This is a genomic window from Neptuniibacter sp. QD37_11 (assembly GCF_047778105.1).
Lineage (GTDB): Bacteria > Pseudomonadota > Gammaproteobacteria > Pseudomonadales > Balneatricaceae > Neptuniibacter.
In genome coordinates this window covers 51909-74663 of sequence record NZ_CP180554.1, presented here as the reverse complement: position 1 = coordinate 74663, position 22755 = coordinate 51909, and the positions used below count along the sequence as shown (strand labels likewise).

19 protein-coding genes and 21 tRNA genes are annotated in these 22755 nt (G+C 44.7%); 30 read left to right on the top strand and 10 right to left on the bottom strand.

The features are described 5' to 3' along the window. The first annotated feature begins 18 nt into the window (after positions 1–18). Both ACMXYT_RS17455 and ACMXYT_RS17450 read left to right on the top strand, forming a co-directional pair. Positions 19–1044 (top strand): efflux RND transporter periplasmic adaptor subunit, encoded by a 1026-nt coding sequence (locus tag ACMXYT_RS17455; protein ID WP_415912906.1) that lies wholly within the window; start codon positions 19–21, stop codon positions 1042–1044. Beyond that, entirely contained in the window at positions 1044–4067 is a 3024-nt protein-coding gene (locus ACMXYT_RS17450; protein WP_415912905.1) for an efflux RND transporter permease subunit, read from the top strand. Before ACMXYT_RS17455 ends, ACMXYT_RS17450 begins: the two co-directional genes overlap by 1 nt. A gap of 83 nt (positions 4068–4150) precedes the next feature. Here the strand turns inward: ACMXYT_RS17450 and ACMXYT_RS17445 are convergent, their stop codons facing one another. Both ACMXYT_RS17445 and ACMXYT_RS17440 read right to left on the bottom strand, forming a co-directional pair. Further along, the gene (locus ACMXYT_RS17445) at positions 4151–4801 is read right to left on the bottom strand and encodes a hypothetical protein (protein WP_415912904.1); all 651 of its coding nucleotides are present in this window, start codon (positions 4799–4801) and stop codon (positions 4151–4153) included. 44 nt (positions 4802–4845) lie between these two features. Then, positions 4846–5682 carry a hypothetical protein gene (locus ACMXYT_RS17440; RefSeq protein ID WP_415912903.1) on the bottom strand — a complete coding sequence of 279 codons (837 nt, stop codon included), beginning with the start codon at positions 5680–5682 and terminating at the stop codon, positions 4846–4848. Between the two features lie 111 nt (positions 5683–5793). On the opposite strand from ACMXYT_RS17440, the gene ACMXYT_RS17435 reads away from it, so the two are divergent. After that, complete coding sequence (locus ACMXYT_RS17435) at positions 5794–6675, top strand: hypothetical protein (RefSeq protein ID WP_415912902.1); 882 nt, start codon at positions 5794–5796, stop codon at positions 6673–6675. 1 nt (position 6676) lies between these two features. On the opposite strand, the gene ACMXYT_RS17430 is transcribed toward ACMXYT_RS17435, so the two are convergent. After that, positions 6677–7240, bottom strand: a complete 564-nt coding sequence (locus ACMXYT_RS17430; RefSeq protein ID WP_415912901.1) for a hypothetical protein — start codon at positions 7238–7240, stop codon at positions 6677–6679. Between the two features lie 195 nt (positions 7241–7435). Between ACMXYT_RS17430 and ACMXYT_RS17425 the strand changes: the two genes are divergently transcribed. The 24 genes from ACMXYT_RS17425 to ACMXYT_RS17310 all read left to right on the top strand — a co-directional run bounded on the left by ACMXYT_RS17425 (position 7436) and on the right by ACMXYT_RS17310 (position 12290). After that, positions 7436–8176 (top strand): hypothetical protein, encoded by a 741-nt coding sequence (locus tag ACMXYT_RS17425; RefSeq protein WP_415912900.1) that lies wholly within the window; start codon positions 7436–7438, stop codon positions 8174–8176. A gap of 112 nt (positions 8177–8288) precedes the next feature. Then, positions 8289–8417, top strand: coding sequence for a hypothetical protein (locus ACMXYT_RS17420; RefSeq protein WP_415912899.1), 129 nt, complete (start codon positions 8289–8291; stop codon positions 8415–8417). Positions 8418–8549: 132 nt separating this feature from the next. Continuing rightward, a tRNA-Met gene (locus ACMXYT_RS17415) sits at positions 8550–8625 on the top strand. 23 nt (positions 8626–8648) lie between these two features. Next, positions 8649–8724, top strand: a tRNA-Lys gene (locus ACMXYT_RS17410). Between the two features lie 93 nt (positions 8725–8817). Continuing rightward, positions 8818–8893, top strand: a tRNA-Lys gene (locus ACMXYT_RS17405). Between the two features lie 109 nt (positions 8894–9002). Further along, positions 9003–9078, top strand: a tRNA-Thr gene (locus tag ACMXYT_RS17400). Between the two features lie 37 nt (positions 9079–9115). Further along, positions 9116–9191, top strand: a tRNA-Ala gene (locus tag ACMXYT_RS17395). A 113-nt stretch (positions 9192–9304) separates the two neighbouring features. After that, positions 9305–9380: transfer RNA gene (locus ACMXYT_RS17390), tRNA-Thr, on the top strand. Between the two features lie 23 nt (positions 9381–9403). Then, positions 9404–9480 (top strand) — tRNA-Met (locus ACMXYT_RS17385). 13 nt (positions 9481–9493) lie between these two features. Next, positions 9494–9570: transfer RNA gene (locus ACMXYT_RS17380), tRNA-Asp, on the top strand. 8 nt (positions 9571–9578) lie between these two features. Then, positions 9579–9653 (top strand) — tRNA-Asn (locus tag ACMXYT_RS17375). Positions 9654–9665: 12 nt separating this feature from the next. Further along, a tRNA-Asn gene (locus ACMXYT_RS17370) sits at positions 9666–9741 on the top strand. A gap of 3 nt (positions 9742–9744) precedes the next feature. After that, positions 9745–9820: transfer RNA gene (locus ACMXYT_RS17365), tRNA-Ala, on the top strand. Between the two features lie 6 nt (positions 9821–9826). Then, positions 9827–9902 (top strand) — tRNA-Phe (locus ACMXYT_RS17360). A gap of 7 nt (positions 9903–9909) precedes the next feature. Continuing rightward, positions 9910–9984, top strand: a tRNA-Gly gene (locus tag ACMXYT_RS17355). 224 nt (positions 9985–10208) lie between these two features. Beyond that, positions 10209–10283: transfer RNA gene (locus tag ACMXYT_RS17350), tRNA-Gly, on the top strand. Between the two features lie 31 nt (positions 10284–10314). Next, a tRNA-Glu gene (locus ACMXYT_RS17345) sits at positions 10315–10390 on the top strand. Position 10391: 1 nt separating this feature from the next. Further along, positions 10392–10476: transfer RNA gene (locus ACMXYT_RS17340), tRNA-Tyr, on the top strand. A 13-nt stretch (positions 10477–10489) separates the two neighbouring features. After that, positions 10490–10565, top strand: a tRNA-Glu gene (locus ACMXYT_RS17335). Between the two features lies 1 nt (position 10566). Further along, positions 10567–10650: transfer RNA gene (locus tag ACMXYT_RS17330), tRNA-Tyr, on the top strand. Positions 10651–10674: 24 nt separating this feature from the next. Next, positions 10675–10750: transfer RNA gene (locus ACMXYT_RS17325), tRNA-Cys, on the top strand. Positions 10751–10879: 129 nt separating this feature from the next. Then, positions 10880–10956: transfer RNA gene (locus tag ACMXYT_RS17320), tRNA-Met, on the top strand. A 444-nt stretch (positions 10957–11400) separates the two neighbouring features. Continuing rightward, a tRNA-Lys gene (locus tag ACMXYT_RS17315) sits at positions 11401–11472 on the top strand. A gap of 404 nt (positions 11473–11876) precedes the next feature. Then, positions 11877–12290 (top strand): hypothetical protein, encoded by a 414-nt coding sequence (locus tag ACMXYT_RS17310; RefSeq protein ID WP_415912898.1) that lies wholly within the window; start codon positions 11877–11879, stop codon positions 12288–12290. Between the two features lie 15 nt (positions 12291–12305). Here the strand turns inward: ACMXYT_RS17310 and ACMXYT_RS17305 are convergent, their stop codons facing one another. From ACMXYT_RS17305 to ACMXYT_RS17290, 4 genes are read right to left on the bottom strand one after another with little or no spacing between them, the layout of a single operon-like run. Then, positions 12306–13559, bottom strand: coding sequence for a hypothetical protein (locus ACMXYT_RS17305; protein WP_415912897.1), 1254 nt, complete (start codon positions 13557–13559; stop codon positions 12306–12308). A gap of 12 nt (positions 13560–13571) precedes the next feature. After that, positions 13572–13757: a hypothetical protein gene (locus ACMXYT_RS17300; RefSeq protein WP_415912896.1), complete on the bottom strand. Its 186-nt coding sequence runs from the start codon at positions 13755–13757 to the stop codon at positions 13572–13574. A 43-nt stretch (positions 13758–13800) separates the two neighbouring features. Continuing rightward, positions 13801–14379 carry a hypothetical protein gene (locus tag ACMXYT_RS17295; protein ID WP_415912895.1) on the bottom strand — a complete coding sequence of 193 codons (579 nt, stop codon included), beginning with the start codon at positions 14377–14379 and terminating at the stop codon, positions 13801–13803. Further along, positions 14376–14732, bottom strand: coding sequence for a hypothetical protein (locus ACMXYT_RS17290; RefSeq protein WP_415912894.1), 357 nt, complete (start codon positions 14730–14732; stop codon positions 14376–14378). Before ACMXYT_RS17290 ends, ACMXYT_RS17295 begins: the two co-directional genes overlap by 4 nt. Before the next feature lie 102 nt (positions 14733–14834). On the opposite strand from ACMXYT_RS17290, the gene ACMXYT_RS17285 reads away from it, so the two are divergent. Then, a complete protein-coding gene (locus ACMXYT_RS17285) occupies positions 14835–15938 on the top strand; it encodes an RCC1 domain-containing protein (RefSeq protein ID WP_415912893.1) in 1104 nt (367 codons plus the stop codon). On the opposite strand, the gene ACMXYT_RS17280 is transcribed toward ACMXYT_RS17285, so the two are convergent. After that, positions 15911–16339 (bottom strand): hypothetical protein, encoded by a 429-nt coding sequence (locus ACMXYT_RS17280; protein ID WP_415912892.1) that lies wholly within the window; start codon positions 16337–16339, stop codon positions 15911–15913. The genes ACMXYT_RS17285 and ACMXYT_RS17280 overlap by 28 nt on opposite strands. Before the next feature lie 55 nt (positions 16340–16394). Between ACMXYT_RS17280 and ACMXYT_RS17275 the strand changes: the two genes are divergently transcribed. Next, positions 16395–17249: a hypothetical protein gene (locus tag ACMXYT_RS17275; protein WP_415912891.1), complete on the top strand. Its 855-nt coding sequence runs from the start codon at positions 16395–16397 to the stop codon at positions 17247–17249. A gap of 91 nt (positions 17250–17340) precedes the next feature. Here the strand turns inward: ACMXYT_RS17275 and ACMXYT_RS17270 are convergent, their stop codons facing one another. After that, the gene (locus ACMXYT_RS17270; protein ID WP_415912890.1) at positions 17341–19653 is read right to left on the bottom strand and encodes an EAL domain-containing protein; all 2313 of its coding nucleotides are present in this window, start codon (positions 19651–19653) and stop codon (positions 17341–17343) included. A 153-nt stretch (positions 19654–19806) separates the two neighbouring features. Between ACMXYT_RS17270 and ACMXYT_RS17265 the strand changes: the two genes are divergently transcribed. Beyond that, positions 19807–20397: a hypothetical protein gene (locus tag ACMXYT_RS17265; protein WP_415912889.1), complete on the top strand. Its 591-nt coding sequence runs from the start codon at positions 19807–19809 to the stop codon at positions 20395–20397. Between the two features lie 112 nt (positions 20398–20509). Here ACMXYT_RS17265 and parC read toward each other — a convergent pair whose 3' ends face one another. Continuing rightward, the gene (parC, locus tag ACMXYT_RS17260; RefSeq protein ID WP_415913438.1) at positions 20510–22741 is read right to left on the bottom strand and encodes a DNA topoisomerase IV subunit A; all 2232 of its coding nucleotides are present in this window, start codon (positions 22739–22741) and stop codon (positions 20510–20512) included. Positions 22742–22755: the final 14 nt, after the last annotated feature.

Genomic DNA, 22755 nt, shown 5'->3' with positions numbered 1-22755 from the left:
CTAAGAATAATAAACACTATGCGCAACTCACTTACGAAAGTAATACCTTTAAGCATTGCGATTGCAGCTTCTGCAGGATTTTTCTTTACGGCTGATCACAATTCCTATGCGGAGCCAGCTGTACAGGAGAATGTCAATTATCAGTGGATCTCACTCGCCCCCGAACTCGTAAGTCAAACCTCTCATTCTAAATTCACAGGCCGTATTCTTAGTCAGCATGTGAGAGTCCTGAGTTTGCCTGCCGATGGCATACTCACACTAGCCAACATGAAATCAGGGCAAGTGGTAGAGGCAGGGAGTATTATTGCTAAACTTGAGAGTAGCCTAGAGCAGGCACAAGTAGATAAAGCGCAGGCGGAATTAACGTTAAAGCAGGCTGACTATAAGGCCAAACAGACTTTAAAGAAAAAGCGCGTTTCCTCTGAGCTTCAAGTGTTGCAAGCGCATAGAGACCTTAAACTAGCAGAATCCAATCTTACGCTAGCTAAACGCCAGCTCACAGAACGGCAGTTAGTTGCGCCCTATAAAGGGATTATTCAAACAACCTATGCTTCTGAAGGTGATTATATAGCTAAACAAGAACGACTTGCCGAAGTCCATAGCCTTGAAGAAGTCTCGATAGAGCTCCCTATCGCTAATAGCATGATCAATACAATTAACTTACAAGATGCGATTCAGGTAGAGGTCGACAGCCAAACGGTAGGGGCCCGCTTTTCTCACTGGAAGCCTGTTAGTTCACAGAAGTTTTCCAAAATTGCGGTGCTAAAATTCACCGAAGAATTCGATCCGTTCTGGCTGGGCATGCCTGTCAAAGTCCAGATCACTAATCAGAATAAAAGCAAATACCTTCACCTTGGAGTGTCCTCGAATAGTGTGCTACCGGGTAAAGTGGCCAACCTACGCTTCCCTGATCTGCCGGATAAACAAGGCGTTTTTCCCTATATCAAAACAAAGGATGGGTGGTTAATTAAGTGGAACGAAGCCGTAGGCATTCCCAAGTCTGTTGAAGTGCAAGTCATACCTTCTGCAGAAGGAGGCAACTGATGTTTGCCACCATTTTCTCGCGCTTCCGCGTTGTGTTGCTGCTGACGGCTTCCCTGTTCCTAGCAGGCCTCTCAGCACTGTCAGACATCCCCAAAGAGGATAGGCCAGATATTTCCTTGCCGATCATTCAGGTCTCTACCGGCCTTAGCGGTATCTCGCCTCAAGAAGCCGACCGTGACCTAGCGCGACCCTTAATCAGCTCCCTAAAGACACTGGAAGGCCTAAAACACATAGACAGTACGAGCCAGCAGGGTAGCACAGCCATCACCCTTACTATGGAGTCCGGCGTTGATATTGATACCACACTCATTAACGTCCGTGAAAAGCTCTCTCAGGTTAAAAATGACCTCCCTTCTGATGCAAACGAACCCGTGGCCAATGAAGTGAACGTGTCACTTTTCCCTATCGTTCAAGTGGCTGTTCGTCATGATGATCCTATTAAGCGGCAAGAGATAACTGAAATCCTCACCGAGCGCTTAGAGGCTATAAGAGAGGTGCTAGAAGTCAGAGAAGCAGGTGGCTCTGAAATGCACCTCAGTATCTCCATGGACCCACAAGCCCTATCTGATCACAATATTACCTTTGCACATGTAGGTAGCGTAGTTGATGACTATGTACGTCTAGCGCCTCTTGGATCGCTGGGTGGCGAAACCGGTCGATGGAGTGTTCAGCTTGAAAATGGCAGCGTATCTCCTTCAGCTTTGGAAGAGATCGTACTTATTCATAATGGTGAAGATGACCTGAAATTGCGCGATATTGCAGATATTGAATTGAAGTTCAAAGACCCTACTCAAGAAGCGTGGGTAGACGGCAAGCCAGCGACAGTTATCTCGGTAGTTAAGCGGACCGGAAAGAACCTTTTAAACGCAATTGATAATACCAAATTAGTGGTTGAAGAGGTTTCTAAAAGCTACCCTGATGCCTCTATTTCCGTCCTACAAGATTCTTCTGAAAAGGTTGAGCGCTCCCTAAATAACCTGATTAACAACGTACTCATATCCACGTTAATCGTTGGTTTTATTATTATTCTATTTATGGGGCTAATTCCGGGCCTTATGGTAGCCTTTACGGTGCCATTATCGTTCCTGCTAAGCATCTTTGCGATCAATCAACTGGGCTACACCCTCAATATAGTAACCTTTTTCGGCCTCATTTTGTCCATCGGTCTATTAGTGGACTGTGCGATCGTCGTAGTGGAATATGCAGAAAAGCAAATGCGTAAAGGCGCCAACCTAACGGACGCATTTATCACCTCAGCCAAACATATGTTTTGGCCAATAGTGACCTCAACCGTCACGACCCTCTGTGCCTTCATTCCTCTGTTGGCGTGGCCTAATCTCATCGGTAGCTTTATGTTTTTCATTCCGATGGCTCTTATTTGCACCCTGAGCAGTGCGCTGATCGCATCCTTAATTGTTCTGCCTTCTATGGCGCATTTAAGTCGTCGTGGTTGGGTGACTGAGGAGCATGAGGATTCAGGCAAGATAATAGGCGCCTATCGTTCCACTTTAAGTAAACTTATCCAACATCCATTAAAGTCGCTTTCCTTTGCAGTCTTCTCGCTGGTGCTGGGTGTAGGGGCTTTTGCAGCCTTTAATCAGGGTGTTGTATTCTTTCCTTCTATCGATGCTGAACAACTGCTTGTTACGGTTGAGGCAAAAGGCAATCTGAGTGACAGCGAAAAGCGCTCGGTTTCCCAATGGATTGATGCAGAATTGGAATCCATTGGTGGCATTAAGCACAGTACAACAACTGTTTTTTATCGCCGTGATGATGCGCAAATTGCAACTGCATTGCTCGAGTTAGAGGATTGGTACAATCGACCTAAAGGCAGTGATATTAAATCGACTCTAACTCACCGACTGGGCGTAATAGGGTCTGAAGAGATCGAAGTTAAAGTGGATAAACCGGCAGCAGGTCCAAGTAGTGCGCATGAAGTTGAATTTTATCTGACTGGAGCCAACCGTGAAGCACTACTCATACATGCTGATAAGGTAAAGGAAGCGTTGGAACAAAGTGAATGGGTAAGTCAGGTAGTTGATGACACTGGTCGCTCTGGCAAGCAGACCCTCACGTTCAAACCACGTTCAGAACACATGCGAATGTCAGGCGTATCTCAGATGGATATCAACCAGAGTCTGCAGGCATTTTCAGAAGGCATTAAACTGGGCGAAACACGAGTCTCAATGATTAAAGACGAAATTGAGATTCGTGGTTACTACCAAACCAAAAACAGTAATGTCGGCGATTACAAAGCCATTTGGATACCGCAGGCGAATGGGGCGGTGCCTCTCAGTGAAGTTGTCGATTCTAGCTTTGAACCTGCCAAAGGTATATTTCACCGCCATAATGGAGATTTGAGTGTCAAGATTTCCGCTTCGCTTAAGCCGGAATTTAAATCCAAGGCTTCTGTAATTATGGGTGAAATTTCTGGTCAGGTGGATCAGGTTCCGGGCTTAACGTTTATTGCTGCAGGTGATGCGGAATCTCAAGCGGAAACATCACAATTTCTCATGGTTGCGTTTTTGGCAGCGCTGTTCTGCATGGTGGTAATTATGACCATTCAGTTCAATAGTATTAAGCAAAGCCTTATTGTGATGTCGGGTATCATCTTCGGATTGGTTGCAATACTTGTAGCTATCACGATTAAGCAAACCCCCTTTGTTATTGTTATGAATGGGATGGGCGTGATCGCACTGGCAGGTATTATTATCAATAACAACATCATCTTGGTTGATGCTTTTAATTCTCTGAAGGGGCAGGGACTTACATCAGAGGAAGCGGCTCTGGAAGCGGCAGCCAGTCGTGTTCGACCTGTTATGCTTACTGCATTAACCACAGTCATGGGTCTTTTGCCAATGATGCTTGGCCTAGGCATTGATCTAATCAACAAGACAGTATCACTCGGGTCACCCGATTCACTATGGTGGATTGATCTTTCCTATGCGATTGGTGCGGGCATGTTGATCGCGTCCGTTATGACATTATTAGTGACGCCGGTTATATTGAGTAAGCTCAAATGAGACTCGCTGCTAATTTAGCACTAAAAAGCATGGTAGAACCATGCTTTTTATTTGAGCCAATGAAGGCATCCGTGTTTTTCGAATTACAGCGAAATATCTGCAGGGATCTCAGAAAGACTGATGCTAGTGAAGGCCTCTGGGTTAATCAGGTTCTGCCCCTTGCCTTTAGAAGAAAGTTGCGCATAAAAGTCATTGTAGTCTTGATGCAGTGACAGCAATAGCGCTTTTAAATTATTTTTACGCTTATTCGCTGGGAGCATTAATAAATAAGCGATACGTGTATCAATGACGCTACTAAGATGCTTATCCTGTGCTGCCTCAATGAATGTCATAGCATCTTGTATGGCTTTTACATTTGCACCATACATATCTATCCACGCCCCATTAAACACACTTTCAATACGCAACAAAAGGGATAAGTAGAACGGATCTGCTGATTCCGGCTCTGTAATTTGCCTTAAATTACGCAAGGCAATCAACCACTCAATATGAGAGAGATAAAAACCCTTTAGCTTATATACCTGATCAGCAATAACTAAATCTTCAGAGTATGCGGGCGATTCGGACATTGCCTCCTCAATCCGGCCAAGTATCATGGCTGAAAGGGGTATAAAGACCTCTTCCATGTTAGCCTGTATAACGTCTTGCAAGAACATTCGATACTGCTGCAGCTCAAATATATCGGCAAATAGAATAATTCCACTCTCACCGGGTGTTAAGTGTGGTACAAGCATGACATAAACCTAGTTGTTTTTTTGTTATAATATATACGATTTTTTCAGCGCAAGTCATTTGATTGTGCCGTTTGCTTCTCTTGAGCTACAGCCTGAATCTGACGCGCTAAAACAATAGGTGTTACAGGCTCACCTTCACCCACAAACCGATCTGTATGATTTGAGGCATGAGGATACTCGATACCCGGGCCTGATTTCCCGACGTTATTCAGCCACTGCCTCATTAAACAATCCTCAGATTGGTAATCCAGTGGTGAGAACTGAATTGACATAACCGATAAGGAGTTGTTTAAGAGGATATCATTTAGCGTTTCACAGGGAAGATCATTAGGCACCTGAAAGTCAGGTACCAAAATTCGTGTTGTGGTTGCTTCATCAAAGGTCATAACGTTCTGAATATCATCGTAGCCCTGAAAGGAGGTCAATATATGAAGGTAGGGCGGCTCCTTGATTCCTGCCTCTTGACGTGCAAATGCTACCGGCAGCCCCTGAGAAGATAATGATCGACACGCTTGCTCAGCCTTGAAAATCTCTTTAATGCCCGAAACGCGAATAGATACATCCCAGTGGCTCCCTCCACGACTACGGTGAAGGTCACATAGTTTTTTATAACGGTCCTTGATGCGTCGACATACCGCAAGGAAATCAAAATCTGTATCTGTAAGCTCTGCTTCACGTGCCTCTACTGCACTGAGTGCGTTACTAATAACATCTTCAAATAAGTCTATAGACTTCATCCCGGCGGAGCGATGACCAACACCGGTCCGGATTAATTCCGCCGTCTGCTTAAGATCTGCATGGAAATCACGTTTTTTACGAGCATTATCAAGTTGAACATACAGTTCAGCGACATGATCATTTAATCGTATGCGATTAGCCATAGCATCTCTCATTTTATTTTATTATTTCAATAATAATAATGAGTTCTGCAGGGGCTTTCAAGCGGATCTGGCTATTTTGCTTTCTTTTTATTATCATGAAAAATAAAAAACATGAGTAATCCGATTTATGACATTCCGCCGTATAAGGTGGCTATCTTAACCGTACCCCACAAAGAACTCTTAATTGATGCAATTTATACGCTAAGTGAAGCACCTGTTGATTACGGCATTAGCGAGCCCGTCATCAATGTCTTGCGATGGACTGTTGATGAGAATGCCAATACCAGTAGCAGAGGACTATTGATCCCATTTTTTGGATTAATACACTCTTTTACACCTAAAATCGAAGAGGCCTTAATCGCCGCTGTCGATGAGATGATTTACTTTAATGATCTAGCGTCCTCGCTGGCTGAGATCTTCTATCAGCAAATCCATAAATGGGCCAAAGGGCAACTTGTTTTTGAAGGACAAATTGATCGCAGAGATATCGCTGTCGCTGCCTCACCCGAAGGCGCAGAGGTCATTGCCTTTGCGCAAAGCGCATTGCAAGATGCTTTAGAATACATCATGTCGGAGGCATTTCCCGTTTCAGTACCCAGTGAGTTTGAGTCCGAATTGCACTTTAAGATTAATTTCACCAATCGATGCAGCTGGGGCGGCATCAATGCGCAGAAAAAACCCTTTGTGTCATTAGCACTGCAGCGATATTTACCACCCGCAGGCAGCTACACATTCCTAGAATACAGTCATTTAGACCGGCAAGAAGGTATCGGCACGGTTAATGGCAGCAAAGAGGCATGCATTGCAGCACTTGTGGCACATGAGGTGTGCCATGCTGTTCAGATGACGCTAATGAAGCCTCAACATCATCACGGACTAAAATCCATTACCACCCAAGAGCTGAAAGTGGCTCATGGTAAAGGATTTCAATCTCTGTACCGATACTTGCGACATAATTGGGTGAACCCTATGTACCTGACTAACAAACCATAAATTAGCATGCGAATTGCAGCTGCTTTTTTTGAGCCAATTTGGCCTTGTCCTTCGCGGTAAGGCGCATTTGCTCTTTAAACTCACATAGCAGCGGTGTGAGCTGACTCTCCTGCTCAGTAATCGCGCTAATTAACTCGAACATTGCAATAGACGGTGTAGAGCCAAACCCCATAATACGACGTTTGCGACCGTTAATAGTTGCATTGGTTGAGCTGCGCCACAGGCGCTTCGGCCCACGAACCATCATAAAGTCCATCGATACACCATAAGCCATCTGCAAATGCTCGATGGTCTTCAAGGAATCATCGAAAGGGATATTAAAAACCACCAATGCCTCAGGATCATAATCCATCCTCACTTGTGTCATTTTATCCAGAAATATTGCAAATAAAGAATAGGGTGTCGCATCACTAAGACGGCGGATACCTACACGGGTATCATCCATCAATTCAACAACGTGATTGCCTGTCCAGTGGTAACCATCTGCTTCCTTTTTAATCCCCACACCATCAATACCTAACTCCTTTAGGATCTTACTCTTCAGGTTCGAATGTAGTTGTGACACAGTGTACTCCTTAGCTTTCGCACTATTTATCTTCAAACTACAATTTTCATTATAATAATAATAATTAAAAAGTCAATCTTATTGAATTAATATCCATTAATGCGCTTACGACTATTCATCTATTATAAAGTGTATTAATTGGACGAAGAGCCTTGAATCACTTACTATATGTGTAGCAAACATACGTAAGCATTTATGAATATCGATAGTGGGCAGATTAGCCTTAATATAAAAGACATTAAACACATCGCCAGACAACTCAGCTACACACTCCCTAGCGACCCATCCGCAAAGGAGATCCGTGACTGCCTATCCAACGCATTTGCCAGCAAAACCTATCGCGACTTAAAAAGGGTCCTTGTCGATTCGGAAGAGGAAACAGAGCTCTTATGCGCCCTAACTGCGGATGAGCAATCTAATGAGCCACCTCTACTAACGTTTCTGATGAATGATATCGGTTGCTTCATTCAAGAAGTACTAGGCTGCAATTTATTGCGACATAGCCTATCTAGTTATAGCAAGCGAGGTCTACAGTCGGATAACCACCCCCTTACCAATAAAGTAACCTCATTTACGGAGGGAAGGGAGGTCGCTCCACTCAATCATGAACAGCTACTCAATGCGATTGACCACTCCCTTGCCAGCTCAGAAGGATTAAAGCTCTGGATGCATATTGACCAACCACTGGATCTGGATGCCGCCGACAACCTTTGGGCAATCCGTATGTATCAATACCTTCTACGTCAAGCCTGTAATTTTTGCTTATTAAAGCTTGCCGAATTGGTGGATACGCTCAACGCAATCCACATTGGTACCTACAGCCTGCTTGATCAGGACCCATTAGAGTCGCAAAAAATCATTCATGGTATAGAAGAAGAAGCGGGCTTTTTTATATCGAAAAACCTACTAAGCAATACTGCTCATTTATTGCCTTAATTTACTTTTTCTATTTTTTTCAATTTTTTTTGAATTTATATTTGACATAGTAAAAAGGGTGTGTATAATTGGTCTTATATTCTGATTCAACCTTAATTGAAAAGGCAAAACAATGTTTACATCAAACCTTAACAACGCAGCTTCTATGAACGCCGATTTTGGCGGTTGTAATTGCACACCTGAAAAAGTAGGTGGGTTTGATATGTTTGCTAACTATAAGGCAGAACACAAACAAACGTAGCTTTCAGATATTCTGGAAGCTAAGTCTTCCGGAATACGATGGTTAATAGCCCCGGAAGACGCAAGTCGCCGGGGCTTTTTTATGTCCGAGCGCAACGCTCTTTAACAAATTGGTTTTGAAAAAATCTGAAGTTGCAGTGTAGCTCAGTTGGTAGAGCGGCCGCTTCATGCGCGGCTGGTCGGGGGTTCAAGTCCCTCCACTGCAACCAATCAGATCATTTATGTAAGTGTTGGGTGTATAGCTCAGTTGGTAGAGCAGGTGGCTTTTAACCATCTGGTCGGAGGTTCAAGTCCTCCTGCACCCACCAAATTTACTGAAAAAGTGACTTAGTCATAAGTATAATTTGCGAGTTGTGCAGGATGTATTTTCTAAGTTTCACTTCTTCTCAAAAGGACATTGTGGGTTGTTAGCTCAGTCGGTAGAGCAGTTGGCTTTTAACCAATTGGTCACAGGTTCGAACCCTGTACGACCCACCAGATTTGCTAAAAAATATTTTTATTTTTTTGCGGAAAGGGGTTTGCTTGACATTAATTTATATGTTTTAATACCGTTATATTAATTGGGAGCAATACTTCAATTGATCGTGCCGATATAGCTCAGCTGGTAGAGCAACTGACTTGTAATCAGTAGGTCCCGAGTTCGACTCTTGGTGTCGGCACCATGTTTAGCAACACCCCAATTCCACATGGGCAAATTGTGGGGCTATAGCTCAGCTGGGAGAGCGCCTGCTTTGCACGCAGGAGGTCTGCGGTTCGATCCCGCATAGCTCCACCACTCACTAAACATGACTGATGGAATAATGCTTAGGGAAGGTAGTCACAGACACCTTCAACTTGTTGAAAGAAGATACCGGCACATATGCTGCCGCCTTCTCTCTTAACCATTGTGCCGATATAGCTCAGCTGGTAGAGCAACTGACTTGTAATCAGTAGGTCCCGAGTTCGACTCTTGGTGTCGGCACCACTTACATAAATGATCTGTTTTGATGCGGGGTGGAGCAGCTTGGTAGCTCGTTGGGCTCATAACCCGAAGGTCGTCGGTTCAAATCCGGCCCCCGCCACCATTTTATTAAGTGCGGAGCGGTAGTTCAGTTGGTTAGAATACCTGCCTGTCACGCAGGGGGTCGCGGGTTCGAGTCCCGTCCGTTCCGCCATACTTAATTCCTCGGTAGCTCAGTGGTAGAGCAGCGGACTGTTAATCCGTTGGTCGCTGGTTCGAACCCAGCCCGAGGAGCCATTTCTTTGTCGTTCCCTGATAGCTCAGTTGGTAGAGCAGCAGACTGTTAATCTGTTGGTCGCTGGTTCGAACCCAGCTCAGGGAGCCAAACGGGCTGTTAGCTCAATTGGGAGAGCACCTGCTTTGCACGCAGGAGGTCGCCGGTTCGACCCCGGCACGGTCCACCATACATCGGGAGTGTAGCTCAGTTGGTAGAGCAACGGATTGAAAATCCGTGTGTCACTGGTTCAATTCCAGTCATTCCCACCAGCTTGAAGCGGGATTAGCTCAGTGGTAGAGCAGTTCGTTGCCAACGAACAGGTCGCAAGTTCAAATCTTGTATTCCGCTCCAAATACAGTACGTGTGATCCACGTGCTTTGCAGTCGACCAACTTAAGGTGTAATCGGCTGACCATGCTACTCAAAAGGTAGCTTCCTTGTTGGGCCAATGCGGCCTCTAACCTTAAACCGTTGAGCACCTCTCGGTTTTTAATTGAAAAGAGGTCCGCGCTGCGCTTGTTCAGCCCGCTCGTAAGGAGCAAGTCGAACACCGATCTGGTAGCGGCAGATCATAGAGCGGGTTTCGTATAGGGGTTATTACCTCTGCCTTCCAAGCAGATGACACGAGTTCGAATCTCGTAACCCGCTCCAACCGATTTCTTTTAGGCATATGCCTAACAGTGTCCCGTTCGTCTAGTGGTCTAGGACATCGCCCTTTCACGGCGATAACAGGGGTTCGAACCCCCTACGGGATACCACCGGGGAGTAGTCCAAGTGGTCAAAGGCACCGCACTGTAAATGCGACGCGAAAGCTTCGGAGGTTCAAATCCTTCCTCCCCGACCAATTTTTATGAAGTGTCCCGTTCGTCTAGTGGTCTAGGACATCGCCCTTTCACGGCGATAACAGGGGTTCGAACCCCCTACGGGATACCACCGGGAGATACCCAAGCGGCCAAAGGGATCAGACTGTAAATTTGACGCGAAAGCTTCGGAGGTTCGAATCCTCCTCTCCCGACCATACACCTGTGTATCAGGCACATGAGGGTGATTACCAAAGTGGTTAATGGCGCGGATTGCAAATCCGTTGTTCAGCAGTTCGAATCTGCTATCACCCTCCAATTTTTTGATCAGTGGAGCAATAGAGAACATGAATGTTCGCAACTATCCGAAAGGCGCTATTTCGGGCCGAAAGGCTCGTGAGATTTATCTCAAAAAGCGCAAACCTCAGAAGTGAGGTGTTAATTTGATGCGGGGTGGAGCAGCTTGGTAGCTCGTTGGGCTCATAACCCGAAGGTCGCTGGTTCAAATCCAGTCCCCGCCACCAAGTTTGTGTTGTGGCACAAGACTGACAGGTAACTGTCAGGAAGAGGTGATTCTCACAGATCCTCGCTTACCGCAAGGTGAGTTAATCCACATAAGGTGAGGTACTCCTTCAGGAGCGATTCAACTCTGGTTGGGTCGAAAAAATGACAGTACGGTTCAAAGCTGTAGATTACGCTAAGTGGTTATGTTTGCAGTGCCTTGCGCAACAGGGCTAGAACACGCAACGTACTTAATTTTGATACCAAAGGCCGAGGTATTTAAGTCTGAGCTTAGCGGCGAGGGCGGGTACCTGCCTTTCACGGAATGATGTATTCAAGGCATGCAGCTGTCGTCAGATCGTTCTTAAACGGCATTTAGCGATGCTTACGGAACAAGTAAGGGAGTGTTGTATTCTGTGGTTCAAAAAACTACGGAGCAACTGATGGCACGCTTCCTTGTGAGTTCGCATATTTAGCTCAGCTGGTAGAGCTGATGACTTTTAATCATCCGGTCACGAGTTCAAATCTCGTAATATGAAACCTAAGCGAAAGTTGCCATCACAGCGTATTGAAAATGCCTTAATGCCATGCACCGCAAGGTGAACATGCGCAGCCCGAACGCTTGCAAAGCTATTAGGACTTTGGTTGGACGATGCTCATGGGCCTCGAAACCCTAACTTCCCGCGAGGGTAGGTGGAATTCAGAGAGCCGATTACGTACGCTGATAGTGGAAACGCCACCACTCAAAAAAGGCAGGCATGCAATAGTACATACAGGCTCTACGGAAATGTATGTGGATACGTCAGCAAGGATTGATGCAAACAATCCGCACCCTGACTAAAGCTGTTGTGCATCAACTGTAATCTCAGGACGATGAACCTTATCTGATGCCAGATTTTTTCAAAGCCAACTTGTTTCCCTCTATGAATCACTGGTAATTAAAATGAATGATGCTCAAAAACAATTTTTGCGTGAGTTAGACGCGTACCTCAGCACACCTGAGGGTGAACAATCTCTTTTTCAGTTTATGGATAAAGAAGCTGAGAGCCGCAAAAAAGTAGCGGTTTTTTTTGGTACAAAGGCCTTTGAAGACACTTTTGTTCAAATTAAAAGAAAGGTCGCAGCAGAGGGGCGATTTACCTCAGATGGGGTATTTTATACACACTCATCTACCGAGCAGAGTTTCTATATGTCCTGTGAGCGTGTAACAGAAGCGCTATTTATGCAGCACTCGGATCAGGTTTATACCGATTCTGAGGAAACATTTCATACTGAAGTTTGCGATTACAATGGCGTACGGTTTGGAAGGATGTATGGGCAAGGGGTTTGCTACTTTTTCCAGCAATCCCCCTGCTGAGCAGTTCTCACTCATTTAACAAAGTTTTGCGCCCAATGATGCCTTGAACTGGTTGTTCTCAATATAGTGCTCTAAGTCTGGTTGAGCCGCCATGTAATCCGCAAACTCATTAACACTCATAATGCCATGGATTATCAGTCCATCTAGCTCGTCCTCTCCCTGCATCCCTGTTTGGGTGATCAGAACTTTGTCATAACCTGCCAAGATGAATGCATTAAATTGACGGTTGTGTGCACTGGAAACGGCAAACTGAATCATGCTGGCATACTTGATTTCAGCCGCACCAAAATGATTAAGCATGTTAAATCTCCCATCAATAAACGTGATAGGCCGGATCTCCTGAATATACGCATCAGAAGCCACCTCCATGATGCGCACTTCGGCATTTTTCAGATAATCATACGCCAACTCTTCATTCCATAAGATGTCCAAGTCTGGATGTGACAGTTCAGCTTTACCCGGAACACCGAGGCCTGACATAAACACACTGGATTCTTGCAGGTGGCCCCATAGATCATGCTTATGCATTTTAAGGATTAATTCCGGCGACTGTCCTCCTGTAACACAGAAGAGGGAGGCTTGATCATCGCTTTCATCTTCGGGAAGGACTACATGATTTTCGCAGTCCTTCCAGTATGGCGAGGATAGGCTGTAAGCCCTAGCCGGGGCTTGACCCTGACCATCATCACGAATCATTGAGGTGTCCGCCACTGACAGGATATTTAAGTGCTTAGAGAGGTGATCCATTTCGAGGTAAGGGCCATCGAACAATTCAGGTGTTGGAGGAAGCTTATAGTTTGTCTCAATAGCACGCACCATACGCTGCAAAGGTGCAGGGATCTGCTTAATATACCCCAATATTTGATCAGTACTCAGGTAGCCAATGTACTCAGCTGCAGGCCAACCCGCTTCTGGACCGAAATGCGCCTCTGAGTTATCAAAGGTCAGTGCCGGAATCGTATATCGACCTATTAAAGCCACACCATCTTCGGAGAGCATAACAATTCGATCAACAATGCCATTTCCTGATGGATGAATAAGCTCCAGTACTAAAGCTGGCTGCGTGTAGGTAAACATCTCTTTGTAGGGATTACCTACAGGCAAATACTGAGAGCAGTCATTTGAACTTAGCTCCATACGTGCTAATGCATCATGGTCAATGAAGACGGCCATCCATTCACGGATGTCGGAATTATGACAATCGCCATCCGCCATCAACTGATCGATAAGAGCCGTCATTTCTTTCGTGAGTGCCTTTGAGGTATCCATATGACCTATCCCTTAGCTATCGCACTTATCGGAATAGGCAGGGATGATGTCAGTCCATCCCCCATCTCCCTGATATTGCTGATTTGTTTTCCGATCATAAAGGCTAATAAGTCCATGATCCGCCATGGTTAATACAGACTCATTCAACTCAGATAGCGAATACAGGCAGTCATCTTCTGCAATTAAATAGCGTGGCATAGCAATTTCTCTTATTATTTTTAAATACTATAACGCTTTTTAATTAAATCGACAACTCTGAAGTGTTCTCGTCAAGTAGCTTTTGCTTTATTTTTTCACAAGCAGGTTCGATTTTAATATCCACTAAACATTCCGGAGTGAATGCCACAGCAAATGTTGAGGGTATCTTTTGCTCCTCAGGGATCGTTGTATAACTAACCCCCAATTCCTGCATGTGCTTCAATAGATTTTTTGGATCATGCATATATGCTTCTGCCCAAAGGCTTATGAATATGTCATAAGGCGTATCTTGATCCATAATATTTTCAACGAGTTCAGACATTGCTTCTTTTCTTTCAAAGCCCCAATCAGCAAGTATCTCTTCGATATTATCCTTTTTTTCGAGCAAATCCTCAATCAGCTCGGGGGTAAAAGTAGATAAGGGCAAATCCATCAAATCAATGCCTGTAAGGGTAGATGTAATAATCACCCCGTCTTGACCCGAGAAGTAGCCCGCGACTTCCAAACTATCAGTTAAGTATATACCCGGACCTTTTTCATGATTGCAGCGAGGGTCATCGATATAATCCAGCGTGAAAGGCTTATCGTTATTTATGCGCTTGCGCCCGTGAAATACAATCATAGCTCCAATCCATCATCATTATCAAAAGAAGGGGAATTCACCTTAAAGCCAGACTCTAAACCGTCCTCATGCCAAAATATCATCTCAAACCCGGAGTGCTGAATAAAGAACACCGCATATCCATCAATCGCGCTTCGATAAAAACCTGCATCCGGATCACCCATTAAGTACTCATCAAGTGTTTCACCTTCATCTAGCAGGGTATCAACATCACAAACTGTTGTGAAATTACCTTCAGGGATGGATACACGATTCGCCATCATCTCATGCCATTGGGCTTCCCGTAACTCATGTCCCTCTTTATCTGTCCTTCTGAAATTTGCACAATCCGTCTGATAAATATAGTTCTGCATATTGTTAACTCCAGTGTGATAAATCAATTATAACAAATGGCATCTAGGTTCTACACCGTTGTGCCGGTATTTATTTTGCGGTATATTAAAAAATAAAAAATCATGCGTTATTTAGCTGCAGCCTTACTGACATTCACCCCAATTATCGCAACTGCAACCCCAAGCATCCAAGCAATCTGGGGTGGTGAAAACCAACTTGCCTTAAAAACGACACAGGGCAGCTATATTACAGGTAGTAGCTTTAACCACTCGCTTGGGCAAGCCAATGGCTATCACTCACTTACCAAATTCCACACAGATATCATTGATTTCGATTGCAGCTTCTCGACCTGCTTATTTGTTGATAAAAACCTACAACTGTGGGGATCGGGTTACAATGGCTCAGGGCAGGTTGGCGTTCGTGCGTCACGCTCTGAAAACGTTAAACAGTGGACCCCATCAATCAATGATGTTGTTAAAGTTTCTGCAGGCAGTTTTTTCTCATTGGCCTTAAAGAAAAATGGTGAATTATGGGGCGTGGGCAGCAATGTTAGTGGCAATCTCGGAGGCCGAAGCCTAGGCAGAGGCCATAATTGGACGCTCATCAATACTAATGTTAAAGATATGGCAGCCTCTGATGAATTCACCCTTATACTTAAAAACAATGGTAGCGTTTGGGGTGCAGGAAAAAATGATAAAGGCCAATTAGCTTCCCCTCCCAACAAAGACAACCCTCCCGTATGGATACAATCATTGGCTGGTGTAAAGCAGATTGCTGCAGGGAAAAAATTTAGTTTAGCATTGAAGTACGATGGATCATTGTGGTCTGTTGGGCATGGCACGCATGGCCAGCTAGGAATTCACCTTGTCAATGAACGACAAGTCAGTAAATGGCAGAGAGTGCTCCACGGTGTTCGTAAAATCGCCGCAGGCAAGGCACACACATTGGCTTTACGTGAAGATGGTTCGCTATGGGTAGCAGGATCTAATCGTTACGGTCAACTATCCCTTATAGGTCAGGAAAAGACCACATTTAGATGGGTGAAATCCCGCGACAATGTTAAAGACATTGCAGCTCAACGTAACGGAAGTGTTTTGCTTGATAATAATGGGGTACTTTGGGGCTCAGGTGATAACAGGGAAGGTCAGCTTGGCCTAGGTGAAAAAAGTTACATCCGATGGTGGGAACAAATTCCTTTTCAGGGCTCAGCAATATCAAAACAATAAGCCAGCTCAAGAGTATGATCTTCGGGCATTCTTTTCATGCATGTGCCGTTCCCTGAAAAAACCATTTCCACCAACCCCTCATCTATCATCTGCATCCAAAAGGGCCATGCATTAGGGTACACATCATGCCCTTGAGGATATGCCCCATAGACATTGATCTTTAACCCCTGCCGCTTAAGATAAATCAAAGCGCTACGAGAATGCCCCTGTCTCTGGCTACAGTGCTGCACTTCCCACTCAATGATATTACAGTTCGCTTCTTGCAGCTGAATAATAGCATCCAACTTTGGAGATGTGAGCCGAAAAATCCCATTTTGCGTAGCAATAGGCTCAAAACTGTAAGTTTCAGTGGCTATGGTTGCTAGGGCATTCAAAACAGTGCCTTTTTGTAGAAGTTGCAATTAATATCCACTATAATAAAACAAATCAGTAAGTCAATTTATTAGCGAAGAGATAATGAGAAAAATTTTACTCCCTTTGGTCGTGGCAACATCCCTGCATTTTTCACTGCCTACTTTTGCAGATGAACAGGCCAACGTATTACTGAATTACCCAGCCGCTACTGTGAGTAAGACTCTATATAACCCAGCCATGATGACTCAGGTAGAAGAGTGGTACCTTGCCAACATGGGTTTACAAACACCGGCAAAGCTCGCACTTATTACCCAAAAGGCCCTTGATGGCGATCTTTACCTAGCCTCTATGATAGGCAAGCAGTTGGCGAAGAAATTACTAAATTCGCAGTATCCAAAAGGCGAGCGAACCACTTATGAAGCAGCATTGCTATTTCTATCACGCTCGCAAGGGTTTAACCCTGTCTCGACTCAGTTATTGACTGAAGTTGAAGCAAAGTACCCTTTTTTTCAAGTAGATCTTGAAAAAGTAGAGCATCAATTTCGACAACTTGCCAAATCTACACTCACCAAGCCTTCTATAGCACAAGGCGAAGAAAGTACGCTCAGTAGCTTGCCCATTGTTGAAGCCCCTCAAGACGCCGGAGATGCCACCCCACAGGGAAGATCTCAAGCCGTCGTAACAGGCACTCTCTCTACTGAAAAATCCGAGCAGAATCAGGGTTTTGGCCTTGGGATTAGCACAATCATAACGCTTTCCTACTTACTGGGATTTGGGGTATTTAGCTTCCTGTTTGTCACAGGCTTGCTTAAGCTTTTCAGTCGAGGCGATAGCACTCAGGCTGCGGACAATCCATCAACCACAGAACTAGACGAAGCTGAAGAGGGGGTGTTAACTCCAATTGCCACTCAGATTGACCAAGATGCATTAGCTGAGCTGGAAGAACTCTCTAAATAAAAAAGCCCAATGGGCTTTTTTATTTTTCCTGTATTACTTGAGGCGGCTCCTCCTTCCTATAACTAGGTCTAGCCACGCTACCACATTTTACTCAGAACAACGTCACCTTATCAGTGGATAGCACTTCCAATGATTTAGGCTTGGAGTATAAAAAACCCTGCACGATATCCACATCAATATCTTTTAAGAAATCTTCCTGAATACGCGTCTCTACGCCCTCAGCCACCACTTCCATTCCTAGTGTATGCGCCAAGGTTACAATGGCGCGAATAATCGCCTCATTCTCATCTGAACCCGGACATGACTGCGTAAAGCCACGGTCAATCTTGACGCAGTTGAAAGGGAAATTACTTAAATAACTCAAGGAACTATATCCAGTCCCAAAGTCATCAATGGAGATCGCTACCCCCAACTCCTTAATGCCCTGAAGATTACTTAAAATGAGCTCGTAATTTTTAGCCAACATTGTTTCAGTCACTTCGATTTCTAACACACTGGCAGGTAACCTGTTAATCTCAAGGTTACGCTTAATATCCCCAATAAAGCTCTTATGCCGCAATTGGTACATACTGGCATTCACAGCCACACTGACATTATCATTAAATTGCTCTCTTAGTTTTACGGCATCCCTGCAAGCGCGAGTTAGGACATAGTCACCAATTTCACCAATCATGCCGCATGACTCCGCTACGGGGATAAATTCAGCGGGGGAAACAAACCCCAATTTTAAACTATTCCATCGCACTAAAGCCTCAAACCCCACCGGAGCCTCTGGAATCCCCATTTGATACTTAGATTGGTAGAAAACAGATAGCTCCTCATTCTTAATCGCATCTCGCAACTCATGCTCAATTTCTATCCAGCGTTGGCGCTTACTTGCCAGTTCTGAATTGTAGAACAAGACCTGTTTTTTACCTTTTTTCTTCGAAGCATTCAGTGCAATATCTGCGCACTTAAGTAAACCCATTGGGGAATTGTCATCATACGGGTAGGTGGCAACCCCCATCGATGCGGAGATATAGAAGGAATGGTCGTTAATCTTGAATTTTGCTGGATTAGTGTTACTAAACACCTTAATGAATTCTCGCATTTCCTCCTGCGATCCTCCGCCCCAGATTACACAAAACTCATCACCACTTAAATGACATACATGGATGTGGTTGTTATCACCCGCCAAGCGGCTGATGAGCTGACTGACCTTCTTGATTAATAGATCACCTGCATCATGACCAAAACTGTCATTAATGTTTTTGAAGTTATCTATATCTATAAAGCCCAGAGAGACAGGTAGATTACGCACACTGGCAAACTCAAATTCATGCTCTATAAGCTCAATAGCATAAGTTCGATTCGGCAGTTCAGTTAAGGGGTTGAAGTGTGCACGATCGTAAAGCTGTGCTTCTACAGCCTGTCTTGCCCGATCACTCTTATCCTGCAGGAATCTCGCTATATTCAAACTCAAAATACTGCCCGCGAAGAACAGCATCCCCAAAACCAGCGGGATTTTCTGACGCCCAAACCAAACAAGGAAAATATCCTCACTTTTATAAAAGGTTACAGTGTAAAAGCCATATTCCGGAATATAGCGTGACAACATAAGAGATTCCCGACCCTCCATGCTGACCGGCAGGTATCTAGCTTCCTCTACTTTGCGGTGCGCAGATTCCTCAATCTCTTTCTGAATATAGAGTTTTTCAGGCATACGGTATTTCTGCGTGTTAGCAATATCAGTTAAACCAGACAGGTATTGCCAATGACCATCATTACGCAAAAGTCCATACCGAACTTTGCGCGCATTGATAAATGAGTCCCATGTAGTAGCAGAACCTGTTAAACGGTAAGTTGCCAACATATAAGCTTCCACATAAGGAGACTTATCATGTATCGGGACAATAACGGGAATATTCCACTGATGATGAGCCTCATCGTACACTGGGCGCAGCATTTCCAGCTTAGTATTTTTGTTTTTTAACATGTTGGGTGGCAACGTGATCGTGGCCGACATTTTTTGTTTTTCTTGCTTTGAACTCATTGAGATCCGGCCATTTGGTTTAATCAGCATTAAATCGATAAAACCGGGATTTAGTGCATGGATGGTCCTTAAATACTTAGCCCCCTTTGCAGGCTCATCCACAGCCCCTAAGTTTACTAAGTGCTGGCCAATGGTTGTAAGTATGGAGTGGTGATGTTGATAAATTGCATGTGTTGTCTGCACCATCACTGACTGTGTTTCTTTCATTTCATCGACAGCGTCATTCGTTGCATCCTTGTAGCTATAGATGGCATACACAAGGTAACTGATACACATCAGAACTAAGGAAAACGCGACTATAACTTCGAGCGGCAAGATCTTACGATCACCCGATAGGCGATTGAAAATAGAGGACGAATTGATAATATTCACACGCTTAGCTTTATTATTTGATAACCGTTATAGTATTAAATATTTCATCGCTTCTCAATCCTTATTTTGCATGTGGATATTTCATTGTTATAGAGACTGGATTTCCAGCAATGACATTATTATAATTACTATCAACTAAGAATAGGTGTTTCTATGAACTTAAATAAGTACCAAATTCCTCAAATTCCTCCTCATTACGACTCAGATAATGGGTATCCTGTTTGCGGCATCCTAATCGCTAGCAAAGGAAATGGAATACCCCGTGCACTCGTTTACGTTGTAGAAATCGATGATGTTGATCCTAGCACCTATTATTGCATTGACTACAACTTTATGGATAAGGACTGGCATCCTGCTGGCGGTTTTCCAATCAAAGCCGAAACCAAAGTTCAAGCGCTAGCCAAGGCCAAGAAACAATTTCACACCCAACGCCTAAATGGCTTTACCAAAGGATGCTTAATTGCGGATGGAGAAAAAGAGTTTTTTGATCTAATCACTCCTAAACGGGCGCCAGTTAATGAAGAGCTACTAATGCTTATTAATGTATCTCTAGATATGGCACTATCAGAGGCTCAAAACAATCCCAATGGCAAACCTTATGACTTCAAATCAGACGGAATGGTTAGGGCCGCACTGCGAATGGCAAATGAGAACAATCAGGCGGAAATCATTTCCCTAATCAAAAGTAAAGTTAACAAAATCAACGCCACATATCAGCTGTCAGATATCGACATATCCTTTTGATATCCTCCCCATCCAAAGAAAGGGGATTTCCGCGTATGTTTTGTTAAATATTATAGCTTTAAGAATCACTCAGAATTAATAAAAAACCGGCCTAAGCCGGTTTTTTTGTAACCTATGATAGGCTAGCAATATCGCTATAGCCTTTAGGTAATTTCTTACCTCGACTGGCTCGCTTACCCATGTAATGATCCTGATCATCCACTGATAAGTTGAGCTTTTTGCCACCCGGAGTGTGCAACGTCACGGGATCTCCAACCTTATAGGTTGAAATAAGCTGTACTCGTGTCGCTCCCTTTGGCAGGTTTTGCAGTTTATTGCCCTTACCTTTGGCAAGGATGGGTAGTTCTGCTGCAGGGAAGATCAGCAGGTAACCATCTTCACTGATAACCGCAATGTTAGCTTCAGCGACATTCCCAACCTCTAGCGGGGTCAGGGCACTTGAGCCTTCTGGTACCGTAAGAACAGGCTTGCCATTCTTCTTACTGGCTTTCATATTCTCTAATTCGGTAATAAAACCATAGCCAGCAGAGGAGGCTATCAAACGCAACTCATCAGCCTTACCCACTTCAATAGATACTAACTCATCACCTGCAGGCCAATTAACCTTAGCAGAGATTGGGTCTCCTTGTCCTCGCGCACCCGGCAATGTGTGCGCAGCGATTGTGAAGCTACGACCCGAGTTACTAAAGAAGTGCAGTTCTTGATTAGATTTGGCATGCTTAATCAACGCAAGCTTATCGCCGGTACGGTACGTTAGAGAGCCGAGTTCATCGACTGCTTTGTGACCCTTACCTGCACGCAAATACAACTGCTTGGAGGCAACGATCGTTACGGGCTCACTGCTCATCAACTGCGTTTCATCCATTGCCTTGGCATCGGAGCGCGCTACCAATGGCGATTTACGAGCATCACCGTAGGTCTCTTTATCTTCTTCCAACTCCTCTTTGATCAAGCCATTCAGCGCTTCCGGATCAGAAAGCTGATTCTCAATCACTTTTCGTTCAGCTTCCAATTCATCACGCTCACTCTGGATTGCCATCTCTTCAATCTTGGCCAACTGGCGCAATTTTAGATCCAAAATGTAATCCGCCTGAATTTCCGACAGATTAAAGGCTGTAATAAGATCTTCTTTTGGCGTATCCGATTCTCGGATAACACGAATGACCTCGTCGATGCTCAGGTAAGCAATCTGCAAACCTTCCAGAATGTGTAACCGGGCCAATACCTGCTTAAGGCGATTCTCAAGACGACGCGTTACCGTTTCACGACGGAACTGTAGCCACTCATTGAGTATCATCAGCAGGCTCTTAACTTGCGGCTTACCATTCAGGCCTAGGATGTTGAAGTTGCAACGGAATGAACGCTCCAAATCGGTGTTTGCGCACACATGCCCCATGATTTCGTCCGCATCAAATCGTTTCTGCCGTGGGACAATTACGATGCGCGTAGGATTTTCGTGATCGGATTCATCACGCAAGTCGGCGATCATGGGCAACTTCTTCGCATTCATTTGAGCGGCCAGATCCGTCAAAACTTTTGCGCCTGACGTATTAAACGGTAGGGCAGTCACCACAATTTCATTGTTTTCTGTATGATAGACCGCACGCTGCTTAATGCTGCCACGACCTTTCTCATAGATCTTCTTCAACTCTGCTGCAGGCGTAATAACCTCAGCCGCCGTAGGCATGTCAGGGCCCTTAATATGCTTAAGTACATCACTTAAGGTAGCCTCGGGCTTTTTCAACAACATCAGTAAGGCATCAACCACTTCATTGACATTGTGTGGCAGCAAGTCCGTTGCCATACCCACGGCGATACCGGTCGTCGGATTCAGCAGAATATTAGGCAAGCGTGATGGAAGGAATTCTGGTTCCTTCAAGGTGCCGTCAAAGTTAGGCTGCCAGAGTGCCGTCCCTTTTTTGATTTCCTTCAGCAGGTATTCCGCAGACTTTGATAGTCGCGATTCGGTATAACGCATCGCTGCGAATGACTTAGGGTCATCCTGACTACCCCAGTTTCCCTGACCATCCACTAGCGGATAACGGTAACTAAAATCCTGTGCCATCAGCACCATCGCTTCGTAACACGCAGAGTCACCATGCGGGTGGTACTTACCGAGCACATCACCCACGGTACGTGCCGACTTCTTGTACTTTGCGGTGGACTTCAAGCCTAGCTCATTCATCGCATAGACAATACGTCGCTGAACCGGTTTAAGGCCATCACCAATAAACGGCAGGGCACGATCCAAGATTACATACATGGCGTAGTCGAGATATGCCCCTCGTGCGAAGGCACCCATAGGCTTTTGTTCGACGTTACTGCTATCAAAATTATCTTTCATATCTATCATAGTCT